The organism is Halomonas marinisediminis, from assembly GCF_004347715.1.
GTDB classification, from domain to species: domain Bacteria; phylum Pseudomonadota; class Gammaproteobacteria; order Pseudomonadales; family Halomonadaceae; genus Halomonas; species Halomonas icarae.
This window is the reverse complement of record NZ_SLTR01000003.1, coordinates 116222-128898: the sequence shown is the minus strand read 5'-3', so window position 1 is coordinate 128898 and position 12677 is coordinate 116222. Positions and strand designations below refer to the sequence as shown.

10 protein-coding genes are annotated in these 12677 nt (G+C 60.3%); 5 read left to right on the top strand and 5 right to left on the bottom strand.

The features are described 5' to 3' along the window. Positions 1-66 precede the first annotated feature (66 nt). The 5 genes from mauD to E0702_RS03865 form a co-directional block, all read right to left on the bottom strand. Entirely contained in the window at positions 67-654 is a 588-nt protein-coding gene (gene mauD / locus E0702_RS03885) for a methylamine dehydrogenase accessory protein MauD (RefSeq protein ID WP_237561929.1), read from the bottom strand. 16 nt (positions 655-670) lie between these two features. Continuing rightward, on the bottom strand, positions 671-1210 hold the full coding sequence (locus tag E0702_RS03880) for a MauE/DoxX family redox-associated membrane protein (protein ID WP_132041661.1): 540 nt from the start codon (positions 1208-1210) through the stop codon (positions 671-673). Positions 1211-1220: 10 nt separating this feature from the next. Continuing rightward, a complete protein-coding gene (locus E0702_RS03875; RefSeq protein WP_132041660.1) occupies positions 1221-2363 on the bottom strand; it encodes an amine dehydrogenase large subunit in 1143 nt (380 codons plus the stop codon). A 410-nt stretch (positions 2364-2773) separates the two neighbouring features. Then, on the bottom strand, positions 2774-5284 hold the full coding sequence (locus tag E0702_RS03870) for an FtsX-like permease family protein (protein ID WP_132041795.1): 2511 nt from the start codon (positions 5282-5284) through the stop codon (positions 2774-2776). Next, positions 5284-5970 carry an ABC transporter ATP-binding protein gene (locus E0702_RS03865; RefSeq protein ID WP_132041659.1) on the bottom strand — a complete coding sequence of 229 codons (687 nt, stop codon included), beginning with the start codon at positions 5968-5970 and terminating at the stop codon, positions 5284-5286. Before E0702_RS03865 ends, E0702_RS03870 begins: the two co-directional genes overlap by 1 nt. 433 nt (positions 5971-6403) lie before the next feature. On the opposite strand from E0702_RS03865, the gene E0702_RS03860 reads away from it, so the two are divergent. From E0702_RS03860 to E0702_RS03840, 5 genes are all read left to right on the top strand, one after another. Further along, complete coding sequence (locus E0702_RS03860; RefSeq protein ID WP_205741873.1) at positions 6404-7453, top strand: LacI family DNA-binding transcriptional regulator; 1050 nt, start codon at positions 6404-6406, stop codon at positions 7451-7453. Between the two features lie 186 nt (positions 7454-7639). Next, complete coding sequence (locus E0702_RS03855) at positions 7640-9082, top strand: aldehyde dehydrogenase family protein (protein WP_132041658.1); 1443 nt, start codon at positions 7640-7642, stop codon at positions 9080-9082. Between the two features lies 1 nt (position 9083). Beyond that, on the top strand, positions 9084-9872 hold the full coding sequence (locus E0702_RS03850; protein ID WP_132041657.1) for a shikimate dehydrogenase family protein: 789 nt from the start codon (positions 9084-9086) through the stop codon (positions 9870-9872). 45 nt (positions 9873-9917) lie between these two features. After that, positions 9918-11510 carry a GMC family oxidoreductase gene (locus E0702_RS03845; RefSeq protein WP_132041656.1) on the top strand — a complete coding sequence of 531 codons (1593 nt, stop codon included), beginning with the start codon at positions 9918-9920 and terminating at the stop codon, positions 11508-11510. 138 nt (positions 11511-11648) lie between these two features. After that, complete coding sequence (locus E0702_RS03840; RefSeq protein WP_132041655.1) at positions 11649-12653, top strand: NAD(P)H-quinone oxidoreductase; 1005 nt, start codon at positions 11649-11651, stop codon at positions 12651-12653. The last annotated feature ends 24 nt before the right edge of the window (positions 12654-12677 follow it).

Below are 12677 nucleotides of genomic sequence, written 5' to 3'. Positions count from 1 at the left end.
TGAGCGGTCCTCCAGTTGTTGTTGTGCTTGTTGTTGTGTTCATTGCTGTGTGCGTTGTTGAGCTTGTTATTGCGTCGCCGCGGTCTGCTGGCGCATGTATTCCTGCAGCGTACCGACGCCCATCGCCTGGGCCTCGAACAGGCTCTCCAGATGCTCGCGGTTGTTGACGAGTCCCTTGGCCTTGAGCACGCCCTCGGCATCGATCAGTACGGCATAGGGCAGCTTGCCGATCTGATAGGTCATGCCGATCTCCGGCCCGATGACATAGCGGGCATCCTCGAGGTGATGCTGCTTGATCAGCTCCATCTGCTGTTCATGATCACCGTCACTGACGTAGATCACCTCGAGCTCCTGGCGATAGCTCTTGCCCAGCGAGCGCAGCGTCGGCAGCAGCGACTTGCACACAGGGCAGGTGGGTGACAGGAAGAACAGCAGCTGGCCGCGCTCCCCCTTGTAGCCGACGTTGACCGGCCTGCCGTGCCGGTCGGCGGAGGTCACCTGTGGGGCGGGGTTGTTCACCTCGACACCCTTGTCCAGGATCAGGGCGCCGGCGGGGGCGATGCGGGCGTGAAGCACGCCGATTTGTCGTACCAGTGCCACCACCACCAGGGCCAGGGCGATGAGGCCGATCCAGAGCAGGATGTGCGAGATCATGTTGGCATCCATAGCGTTATTTTCCTTGTAGTGCATTGAGACGTGGCCGATTGGCCAGGAGACCCTCAACCGAGGTGTAGATCATCAGTCCTACCAGGCTGCAGGCCAGGATCAGGAACAGATCGAAGCCGCCGAGGGGGTGCTGGTGAGCGGGCAGTGCCGCCAGCAGTGCCATCAGCACCAGCAGACCATTGCGCCACAGCAGGGCCGCGCTCAGCGGACGTTCCATCCCCGGGCCACTGCAGCCACAGTCGATGTCGCTGCGCCCACGCCACAGGTTGATGGCCATCGCGCCGGCATAGCCGCCCAGCAACAGCGCCGTGCCAAGGGCGCCTACCACACGCAGGGCAGGGATCAGCAGCAGGATGGCCAGGGCGATCTCGAGCGCCGGTACGATGCGGGCAACGACCCTCAGGCTGCCTGGGGGCAATAGCGCATAGTCATCCAGCTGTCGCCGAAAGCGTTGGGGGGCCCGCAGCTTGTGCATCGCGGCGCTCAGCAGGATGACGGCCAGGATGGCCGAGAGCGCCAGGGTAAAAACGGGATAGAGTGTCATGCCGTCCCCCTTAGTGGCTCAGCATCAGGATGGGGGTGCCGGCGATCTCTTCCATGGTGGCCACATGGCTATCCTGGGAGAGGTCATAGACCTCCATGTCACCCTCTACCGTGCCGCCGAGCAGCAGCGGCGATTCATCCTTGGTGACATGAATGCTCCAGACGTGATTGGGAAGCGTGATCTCGTCGACCTTCTCGCCACTCTCCAGGTCGTAGGCCCAGACGGTATCGCTGGGGTCTTCCCATTTGCGTGGCTCATGGTCAGGGTGCACCAGCGCATAGAGGCGGTTCAGGTGAGGGGAGGCGGCCAGTAGTTGCCAGCCACCGACACCCCAGTTTTCCTGCTGGTGATCTTCACCGAACAGCGACCAGCGCTCGCCGGCCTGAAGCTCGCCATCGACGATATGCACCGGCTGGATCACGCCATCGGTGGTGGTGAAGTAGTAGGTGTCTCCGTTGAGAATGGCCCGTTCGTTCATCAGCTCTTCGTCGGGGTCGAAGAAGCGTGTCTTGCTACGACTGACCTCCTGCCCCTGGTCGTCGATCACTACCTTCTGCAGGGTGCCATCGCCGCAGATGGAGGCGAAGGCGCGATCGCCCACCGGGTAGTTGAGCATGCAGCCCGGGATCTCGATCTCATTGACCATCTCCTGGTTCTTCACATCGACGACGGTGATCGAGGTCGCCGGCGTGAAGTTGTAGGCGTAAACGAAGCGGTCGTCATCGCTGATGGTCAGCATATACAGCTCGGTCAACATGTTGGCGAGCTTGGCGGGGAGTTCGACTTCCCACAGGGGGTTCAGCGTTTGTGTGTCCGTGGCGGTCAGCACATCGGTGCGCTCGCCGCGGGTGCTGCGAGCGTAGAAGATATCGGCCGTATATATCGTGCTTTTATCGTGAGACAGCACCATGGGAGCCATATAGCCCGTCGATATGGTACCGAGAAGCTTCTGCTCGTTGGGATCGACGACGCGAATGCGGGTGGACAGAGCATGCGTGAAGTTGTTGTCGACGATATAGGTGCGGTGCTGATCCGGTTCGTCGAGGGTTTCGATTGAATAGCTTTCTTTCGCCAGCTGGGCCCAGGCGGTCGATATAAGCAGGGAGCTTAGCGACACGGCCAGCCCCGTGCGATAGAGGGACTTCTTGAGCATCCTGTCTTCCTTTCTTGTTGAATTATTAAGCGAACGACTGCCGATCAATATCTCTTCCGTATCGAGATGGCGGTCGCCGGCATGACTCAATTGATGGCATATGCTGTTCCGGCCTTTTTTTATATTAGTTTTATTGCCTTGCAGCCTCTGGTATAGCAAAGGGCATCACTCAATACTGTTGCAGCAGGGAATGACATTGTTGCCATGGGGCAATAGTGAGGAGAAGGGCAGCAGGAGTGACGTTGCGTCATCTACCAGTGCCCCGAATCGAGGGGTTGGACCTAGGTGGCATGGTGATTTCGTGGTTTTCTACTACTGCCGAGGGCAGACCAGGACTCTCGCCGTGGGCAGGCCAGGGCTATCGCGGAGGCGCCCCCCAGTGTCAGGATGAGTGCCCGGGCAAGCGTCACTCAAGACGCCTGCTCCTCGGCCAGCAGCGCCCGGGGTGGCGTGCGCCACAGGCGCAGTGCCGGCAGCGTCGCGGCGAGCAGCGCCACCACCACGGCGGTGGCCAGGGTCAGGGCGATCTCCCCCGGGAAGAGGTGCAGCGGCAGCCGCCAGCCGAAGGCGGCCACGTTGATCACCGCCACCAGGCCCCAGGTGATGGCGATGCCCAGCGGCACGGCTACCAGGCCCACCGCCAGTGCCGCGCCGCCCAGCTGAGCGAGCTGTACCCGAAGCAGCCGGCCCCTCGGCACGCCCAGGGCCCACATCGGCGCCAGCCGCCGGCGTCGCTCGCGGGCCTGGGCGAGCAGGCTGGCCAGCAGCGCCAGGGCCGCCACCGCCAGGGTCAGGGCGTTGAGGGCACGGGTGATGGTGAAGGTGCGCTCGAAGATGCCGGTGGCGATGCGCTTGACCTCGGCCTGGTCGCGCAGGGCATCACGGCCCAGGGCGAACTCGCGACCCAGTGCCGCGGCGAGGGCCTCGGCATCGGCGCCGTGGGTCAGCACGATGCCGATGGAGTCCGGCGGGGCGGCGAAGCGCCTGCCCAGCTCGTCGCTGGTCATCAGCACCTCGCCGCGCGGGTTGCCGTAGTCGGGATAGATCGCTGCCACATGAAGGGTCTCCCGGCCGCGGGGTGAAGCCAGGTCCAGGCGATCCCCGGGGGCGAGCCCCTCGGCGATGGCCAGCTGCTCGTTGATAAAGGCGGCCCCTTCTCGCAGCGACGCCCAGGCCGTCGTCACATCCTGGTGGGTCTCCAGCAGCGGCCAGGTCGGGGTCAGGTGGTTACCCGGGGTCAGGCCGAACAGCGAGACCGGCAGCGCCAGGGGGCGCTCCCCCGAATCGCTTTTCACCGCCAGTAGGGTGCTCTCGCCATTGCGGGTGGCCAGGCGCTCGTCCACCTCCGCGCGCTCGCCCAGCCAGGCGTGCACCGCGTCGAAGCGTTCCGCCGGTGGGTCCAGGTAGAGATCGGCCACCAGCCGCTGATCGAGCCACTCCAGGAAGGTCAGGCGGAAGCCGCCCACCATGCTGTTGACCCCCAGGCTTGCCGAGAGCGCGATCAGCAGCGCCATCAGCGACAGCGACAGCCGCGGTAGCTGCAGTTGCAGGTCGGCAAGCGCCCACTGGGCCAGCGGGCGCCGGCGGGCCAGGCGCGCAAGCCCCGCCAGGGCCACGGCCAGCAGCGGTGGCAGCCAGAGTGCCCCCAGCAGCAGCATGGCGGCCATCAGGGCAAACCCCGCCGCCAGCCCCTCGCCGGCGGGCTGTCGCGACAGCCAGGTCCATAGCGCCAGGCCGCTCAGTGCGACTAAACAGCCGGCCAGGGTCGTGCGCCGCAGCTGGCGCTGGTAACCGGTGCGCCACGCCTGGGCACGCCCCAGATCGAGCACCGACAGCCGGGCGGCCCGCCACAGCACCCCGGTGCCGGCCAGCAGCAGCCCCCCCAGGGTGACCGCCAGGCCGCCGAGCCAGTAGTGCCAGGGTAGGCGCAGCTCCACACCCACCCCGGAGCCGTAGAGGCTGCCCAGGGTGGCGGCCACATCGGGCAGCAGCGCCCGGGCCAGCCACACCCCGCCGGCGATGCCGGCCAGGGCACCGATGACGCCAAACAGCAGCAGCTCCAGGGCCAGGCCGGCCACCAGGGTGCGACCCGACACTCCCAGGGCGCGCAGGGTACGCAGCATCTCCAGGCGCTGCTCCAGGGCCAGGCCCAGGGCCGCCTGGACGATAAACAGGCCGACGATCAGCGCCAGCAGGGCCAGGGCGGTGAGGTTGAGATGGAAGCTCTGGGTCAGCTGGCCCGGCGAGACCAGGCGGGTCGAACGGGTCAGGGTGAGGCCCGCCGGGGCCACCTCCAGCGCCCCCGGGGCGCTGACCAGTCGGCTCAGGGTCGCGCCGCTCTCGAGCAGCCTGGCCGCCGCGGCGATATCCATCACCAGCGTGTGGGGTGGCAGCGAGGGGGCCAGAAAGAGCGGCGGCAGTCGCCCCGTCTCCAGGGGCGGCGTCGCGCCCGGCGCTTCATCGAGTGCCAGGCCCAGGGCCGGCAGGATGTCCGGCGCGATGCGCGTCTGCCAGGGTGGCGTCAGAAAGCCGGTCAGCTCACCGGTGTTGTTGGCGGTGGCGAAGGCACTGTCGCCGGGCAGGGTCAGGGGATCGATGCCGATCAGCGTCAGTTGGGTGCCGTCGGGTGCGGTGAGCTCACCCTCCAGCAGCGGGGAGACCGGCAGGCCCTGGCGGCGCAGGGCGAGGTAGTCGTCACGGGTCAGGGGAGCGCCATCGAGTCGCTCCAGACGGTCGAGGCTGGTGGTGAACAGCGCTTCGGCCCGGGCATAGCTCTCCTTGGCCGAGGCATTGATCGCCTGCACGCCGCTCCACAGGGCGCTGGCCACCCACAGGCCCAGCAGCAGCATGGCCAGCTGGCCGGGGTGGCGGCGGTAGTGGGAGAGCAGGGTGGCGAGTAGCGTGGCAAGCGGGGTGGCCATCACGATGTGGCCTCCTGCGCGGCCTGTTGCGACGAGGTCAGCCGGGCGTGCGAGAGCACCAGGCGGCGATCCAGAGGGGCGGCGATTCTCGGGCTGTGGGTCACCATCAGCAGTGCACAGCCGGTGTCGCGGACCAGCTCCAGCAGCAGTGCCAGGATAGCGTCGGCGCTGCCCTCATCCAGGTTGCCGGTGGGCTCGTCGGCGAGCAGCAGAGAGGGGCGTGGCGCCAGGGCGCGGCCGATGGCCAGGCGCTGTTGCTGGCCGCCGGAGAGCTGCTCGGGATAGCGCCCCTCCAGACCGGCCAGCCCCAGCCGCTCGATCAGCTCGCTCGACCAGGCACTCTTCTCCACGCCGGCCAGGCGCGCCTGCAGGCGCAGGTTGTCGATCACGCTGAGGCTGGGCACCAGGTGAAACTGCTGGAAGACCAGCCCCAGCCTCTCCCGGCGCAGCCTTGCGCGCTCGGGTTCGCCGAGCGTGGAGATCGCTTGGCTCCCCAGACGTACCTCGCCGCTATCCGGCAGGTCGAGCCCGGCGGCCAGATGCAGCAGGGTGGACTTGCCGCTGCCCGACTCGCCCATCAGCGCCAGGCTCTGGCCCGCCTCCAGCGTCAGGTCGACGCCACGCAGCACCTCGAGGGGCCCCTGAGGGGTGGTATAGGCCTTGTAGACCTGGCGAAACTCGAGCATGACGGCCTCCCGGACGCTGGAGTGAGCGGATGCAGTCTAGCCAGGAATGGTGGCACAGAACCCGTGCCAGCCCCAGACGACGGTGGGAGGAGTGTGACCGACGCCATGATTGGGTAAAACCGAAGCACTCATGGGCCGGATGGCAAGAAGGAGACAAAGAGCATGACGGTGACGGTGTCTCGGCATTTCGTTGGGATTGTTGGAGCACCTAACCCCCCCCTAGCGAGTACAGTGACTTGGAGGATCAAAGATAATGGGTCGATTTACCAGAAATTTGTGATAAATTTTAATCATGATTACTATGGCCAATCAGGAGGAGTTTTTCGGTCAATCAGACAGGGCTCGATATTTAATTTCTTGTTGTTTTTGTTGGTCTTATTTTAATTGTATAGCGTTGTTTAGTTTTTTGTAACTTTTTGAGAAGGTTTAAAGAGTGAGAAAGGTTAAGCGTAAGGTTCGGCTGGAAGATGTTGCTCGGGAGGCAGGTGTTTCATTGGGAACTGCTTCTAAAGCGCTGTCGAGCCCTGATAAAGTCAAGCCTGATACGTTAAAAAAGGTTAAGGATGCTGTTGCCAGGATGGGGTATGTACGGAATGGGGTGGCTCGATCGTTGGCGTCTCGTAAAACATGGCGAGTGGCGGTGGTCTATCCAACGTTAAAAAACCCTATGTTTTCAAACTCAATTGACTCTTTGCAGCAAAGCCTTTTGAGCATGGGGTATCAATTGGTTATTGGCAGCCATGAATACAACAAGAAGTACGAGATTAAAGTTCTTCAGGCGTTAGTTGAAAGTGGCATTGATGGTGCGATTTTGGTAGGCACTGATCATGACGACGCAGTGTTTCAGATGCTCGTTAGGTATGAAATTCCCTACCTTATGATGTGGTCGACGGACGAAACAAGCTATCCGCACACTGTCGGTTTCTCAAACCGTCGAGCAGCATACGAAATTGCTAAACATGTGATCTCATGTGGACACCGGCAGGTAGCATTATGCGGCGGGCCAGAAGAAAATAATGAACGCTCTCGGCAACGACGTGCAGGGTTTTTGGCTGCGCTCGAAGAAGAAAATATCGACATCAAAGCAGAGTGGCTTATTGAAACGCCTTTTTCGCTTGACGGTGGGCGGGAGGTGGTCAAGCGGTTGCTAGCTAGTGGGGAGCTGCCTACGGTGTTGATCTGTGGTACTGATCTTCATGCCATTGGTGCCATGCATCAATGCCAGCTGAGTGATATCGACGTTCCGGGCGAATTGTCGATCACCGGCTTCGACGATATCGAGTTTGCCAGTGCCATGAGCCCCGGCTTGACGACAGTGAGGGTACCTATGCACGACATCGGCATCGAGGTGGCGCGTGCCATCGTCGCGATCATCGATAACGAAGCGCCGGTTGAAGCACTCGAGCTGGAAACGGTGATCATCGAACGTGAGAGCCTGAGGTTGCTGAAGAATAATGAGACGGATGTTAAGACTAAAGACTAATATCAGCTGCTGTCTTTTGTCTGCTATTCCTTTCTTAAGGTAAATGAACCAAAGGTGACTAACACCTTTTTTTTGAAGCCAAGAATGAAGCGCTTCATTTTTTAGCAAGGAACCTGAAGCGCTTCATTCTGCGGCGGCTGATGCTGCGGGAACGCGGTAAACCCCCTCGATGAGGACGATAACGGGATGCATGAGAACTACATCAATGGCGAGTGGGTCGGGGCTAGCGAGGTCAATCGCAACCTGAACCCTTCCGACACGCGCGATGTGGTGGGTGAGTACGCCCGCGGCGATGATGCTCAGGCTCGACAGGCTATAGATGCCGCCAGCGACGCCCTCGAGACATGGGTCACATGGACATCCGAGGCTCGTGCCGATGCGCTCGATCGGATTGGCGACCGTATCCTCGCCGACAAGCAGCAGCTTGGTGAGCTATTGGCCCGAGAAGAGGGCAAACCGCTGACTGAGGCGGTTGGTGAGGTCACCCGTGCCGGACGGGTCTTCAAGTTCTTTGCCGGCGAGGCGATTCGTTTCGGTGGTGAATTTCTGCCCTCGGTCCGCCCTGGCGTCAGTGTCGAGGTGTCACGGGAGCCCGTTGGCGTAGTGGGGGTCATTACACCGTGGAATTTTCCGATTGCGATTCCCGCCTGGAAGATTGCTCCGGCCTTGGCATATGGCAACAGTGTGGTGTTCAAGCCCGCTGATCTGGTGCCCGGCTGCGCTTGGGCGCTGGCGAGCATCATCGATGAAGTCGGTGGGCTTCCCAAGGGCGTATTCAACCTGGTGATGGGCCCTGGCTCGAAAGTGGGCAATGCGTTGGTCTCCTCGCCAAGAGTTAATGCGATCACCTTTACGGGGTCTTCGGAGACAGGTAGGAGGATAGCCGCTGAGTGTGCCGTCCGCGGCGCGAAGTTCCAGCTGGAAATGGGGGGCAAGAATCCACTGGTAGTGCTGGATGATGCTGATTTAGAACTAGCGGTTTCTACAGCCATTAATGGCGCTTTCTTCTCCACCGGACAGCGCTGCACGAGTTCGAGTCGGCTTATCGTCGAGAAAGGCATTCATGACAGCTTCGTCAAGCGCATGCGTGAAGCCACTCAGGCACTGAAGGTAGGTAACGCTCTGCATCCCGATACCCAGATCGGTCCGGTCGCTTCTCAGGCACAACTGGATCAGGACCTGAGCTATATCGAGGGAGCCAAGCGCTCCGGTTGTCGGCTCGAGGCGGGAGGCGAGCGTCTGTCACTGGAAGCACCCGGCTATTATCTGACCCCGGCTCTGTTCTCGCAGACTCGTAACGACATGCCGATTAATCGTGAAGAGGTATTTGGCCCCGTAGCAACGGTGATTCAGGCTGAAGACTACGAGCATGCACTGGCGCTAGCAAATGACACCATTTATGGACTGTCGTCTGGTATCTGCACTCAGTCGTTGGCGCGTGCAACACACTTCAAGCGCCACTCTGGTGCGGGCATGGTGATGGTCAATCTGCCAACAGCTGGCGTCGATTACCACGTGCCGTTCGGAGGGCGAAAGGGTTCGAGTTATGGACCGAGAGAGCAGGGTAGTTACGCGAAGGAATTCTTTACCAACGTGAAGACGAGTTACACGCTGGCTCAGGGAGTTTGAAGTGGAAATTACTGGAAAAACAAAAATTTGCGCCATCATCGCAGACCCGATCCATCATGTGAAAACACCGCAAGGTATAAATCGTCTATGCGAGGAGACGGGTAAAGATGCCGTCATGGTTCCGGTGCATGTCTCAAGCACGGATCTCACTTCAGTGGTGAATGGCTTCCGAACGATGCAGAACCTGGCTGGTTTCGTCATTACCGTGCCCCACAAGACGGCTGTGGCAAAGCTGTGCGATGAGCTCAGTGAAGATGCCGAGCGGATGGAGGCGGTCAACGTGATTCGGCGCAGTTCAGATGGGAAGCTGCATGGCGCTATTCTCGATGGCAAGGGGTTTGTGGCGGGGCTTCGCGAGGAAGGCATCGAACCAGAAGGACGTTCTGCCTATCTAGTTGGGGCCGGTGGGGCGGCCAGTGCCATCGCCTATGCCTTGGCCGAGGCGGGAGTCAGTCGCCTGACCCTGGCCAACCGCACCCAGGAGAAAGCCGAAGCTTTGAGCAAGCGACTCGGTGAGGCTTATCCGGCACTGCCCGTGAGCTTAGGTGGACGAGACCCTAAAGGCCACGATCTCGTTATCAACGCCACTTCACTGGGGTTGAAAGAGGGAGATCCGTTGCCGCTGGACGTCGAGAGCCTGACGGAAGAGCAGATCGTTGCTGAAATCATCATGGAGCCCGCGGAGACATCGCTGCTGAAAGCCGCAAAGAGCAAGGGCTGTACTGTTCAGTACGGGCTTCCGATGCTCAAGAATCAACTCAAGCTCATGGCTGAGACGATGGGGCTGTAAGCATGTTGCGACTACTCGACAAGCGGCAACAGGAAGCTTGGTGCAATGGGTAAATATGATTATGTCATCGTGGGTGGTGGAACGGCGGGTTGCATACTAGCGAACCGGCTAACAGAGGATGGCAAGTACAGCGTGTTACTGCTGGAGGCCGGAGGGCTGCCGCGGAGCCCTTGGATCAAGATTCCGGCAGGGTTCAGCAAGCTGTTGACTAATAAGACCTATAACTGGCGTTTCGAGTCGTGCCCTGAGGCCAGCACCAAGGAGCGGGTGATCGCTATTCCGCGCGGCAAGGGGCTGGGTGGTTCCACCCTTATTAATGGCATGATCTACGTACGCGGCCAGCCGAACGATTATGACCGGTGGCAAGGCGAAGGTGCCACCGGCTGGAGCTGGCAGAATGTCGAGCCCTACTTCAGGAAACTTGAAAATTTTGCCGAAGGTGGCGAGTCCAGAGGCAAGTCGGGACCGATGTACCTAGAGCGAGTCAAGGAACGATTCCCCATTTCCGATGCGTTCCTAGCAGCTGCCGCCGAGGATGGGCAGCCCTTCAACGAGGATTACAACGCCGTAGATCAGGAAGGGGTTGGCTATTACCAGGTCACGCAGCGCAATGGCCAGCGCTGGAGTGTCGTTGATGGGTATTTGAAACCCGCGATGGCGCGCAGCAACCTGACGGTATCGACGGGCTGCCGAGTGCTGCGGATTGAGCTCGACGGAAGACGTTGCACCGGCGTGACCTATGAGCGTGGCGGAAAGCGTGAAACCGTGACAGCGGCACGGGAGGTGATCCTTTGTGCGGGGGCTGTTCAGAATCCCCAGATCCTGGAGCTGTCCGGCATCGGCAATCCCGATGTATTGTCGAAGGTCGGCATCGAACCCAAGATCAAGCTGACTGGCGTCGGCGAGAACTACATCGATCACTATGCTACGCGCATGAATTGGCGAGTCCGTAACACCATCACCCTTAATGAGATGTCACGTGGCCTGCGACTGACGAAAGAAGTGGTGAAGTACTTCACCAGCCACAAGGGCATATTGACCCTGGGTACGGGTCTGGTTCACGGTTTTATTAAGACGCGGCCAACATTGAACTCCCCAGATATCCAATTCTTTTTCGTACATGCCAGCTACGGTAATGCGGCGACTCGCGTTCTGGATCGGAAGCCTGGAATGACGATTGGAGTCACGCAGTTGCGCCCGACGTCAAAGGGTAGCATTCATATCGAGAGTTCCGATCCAGCGGCGGCCCCGTCGATAAGGCCTAACATGCTAGCGACGGACAAGGACTGCCAGACATTGGTGGAGGGCATGAAGGTGGCTCGCAGAATCGTCGAGCAGCCGGCCATGCAGCAGTATGTATCCCATGAAATGTCTCCGGGAAAGGGCGTTCAATCCGACGAAGAGTGGTTGGAGTTTGCCCGGGAGAATGGACAAACTATTTATCATCCGATTGGTACCTGCAGAATGGGTGAGGGCGAAGATGCCGTCGTAACCCCTAACCTACTGGTAAAAGGTGTTGAGAAACTGTCGATTGCTGATGCTTCTGTGATGCCGGAGATGGTTTCGGGGAATACCCAGGGTGCCGTGATGATGGTGGCCGAAAAGGCAGCCGACCTGATTCGTGCTAGAGCCGAATAAGCACAAAGTATAACACTGAAATTGCTTGTGATAGCTCTGGGGGATGGTATTTTCAAAGCAGACAATGAAGCGCTTCATTTTTCGTGGCCTCATCTGCAATGAAGCGTTAGCTGGATATGACAATAAAGTGAAGGAATCATGACCCGAAGCACGCATACTAAAACGATGAAGCAAGTCAAGGCTCTCCAGCCGGGCGGTCCCGATGTGCTGAGTGTCGTTGAGGGCGAAATTCCGGTACCAGGGCCACGCGAAATTCTCGTCAAGGTGGCAGGTGCTGGTGTCAATCGTCCTGATGTGATGCAGCGTATGGGGGGTTATCCACCGCCGCCTGGCGCAACAGATGTGCTGGGGCTGGAGATCAGTGGTCGCGTGATAGAGGCGGGCAGCGAGGTGTCACGCTACTCGGTCGGTGATGCTGTGATGGCGCTCGTGGCCAGCGGCGGATATGCCGAGTACGCGGTGGTAGACGAGCGTAATGCACTGCCCGTACCAGCGACGATGACCCTAGAGCAGGCAGCTGCGGTTCCCGAAACTTTCTTCACAGTGTGGACCAACGTATTTCAGCGCGGCGGCCTCAAGGAGGGTGAGACGTTCTTGGTGCATGGTGGAACCTCCGGGATTGGCACGACGGCTATACAGCTAGCCAAAGCTTTCGGGGCGAATGTGATCGCGACGGCAGGAAGTGAAGAGAAGTGTCGGCAGTGCCTCGAGCTTGGGGCAGCTCATGCGATCAACTATAAAACTCAGGATTTTGTTGAGGCGGTGAAAGAGATCACCGGGGGGCGCGGTGTCGATTTGACCATCGATATGGTTGGTGGTGATTATCTCAACCGCAATATGGAGGTGGCCGCCAACGAGGGCCGTATCGTGCAGATTGCGGTAATGAAGGGGCCTGAGTCTACTATCAATGCTTGGTTGTTGCTGGCAAAGAAACTGTGGCTCACGGGGTCGACGCTTCGAGCACGCTCCATCGAGCAAAAACAGGAAATTGCCGAGGAGCTTGAGGCCCGTGTCATGCCCTTATGGGAAGAGGGGCGTTGCCTACCGGTGATCGACTCCATCTTTGCTATCGACGATGTGGTGGATGCGCACCGTCGAATGGATGCGGACCACATCGGCAAGATCGTACTGACTTTCGAATGACAGGGGGATTGAGCTAAGGAGGGA

Excerpts from the sequence above, each read along its gene's own strand:
- E0702_RS03875 (WP_132041660.1), bottom strand. The coding sequence starts at position 2,363 with ATGCTCAAGAAGTCCCTCTATCGCACGGGGCTGGCCGTGTCGCTAAGC.
- E0702_RS03840 (WP_132041655.1), top strand. The coding sequence starts at position 11,649 with ATGACCCGAAGCACGCATACTAAAACGATGAAGCAAGTCAAGGCTCTC.
- E0702_RS03845 (WP_132041656.1), top strand. The coding sequence starts at position 9,918 with ATGGGTAAATATGATTATGTCATCGTGGGTGGTGGAACGGCGGGTTGC.
- E0702_RS03855 (WP_132041658.1), top strand. The coding sequence starts at position 7,640 with ATGCATGAGAACTACATCAATGGCGAGTGGGTCGGGGCTAGCGAGGTC.
- E0702_RS03880 (WP_132041661.1), bottom strand. The coding sequence starts at position 1,210 with ATGACACTCTATCCCGTTTTTACCCTGGCGCTCTCGGCCATCCTGGCC.
- E0702_RS03865 (WP_132041659.1), bottom strand. The coding sequence starts at position 5,970 with ATGCTCGAGTTTCGCCAGGTCTACAAGGCCTATACCACCCCTCAGGGG.
- mauD (WP_237561929.1), bottom strand. The coding sequence starts at position 654 with ATGATCTCGCACATCCTGCTCTGGATCGGCCTCATCGCCCTGGCCCTG.
- E0702_RS03870 (WP_132041795.1), bottom strand. The coding sequence starts at position 5,284 with ATGGCCACCCCGCTTGCCACGCTACTCGCCACCCTGCTCTCCCACTAC.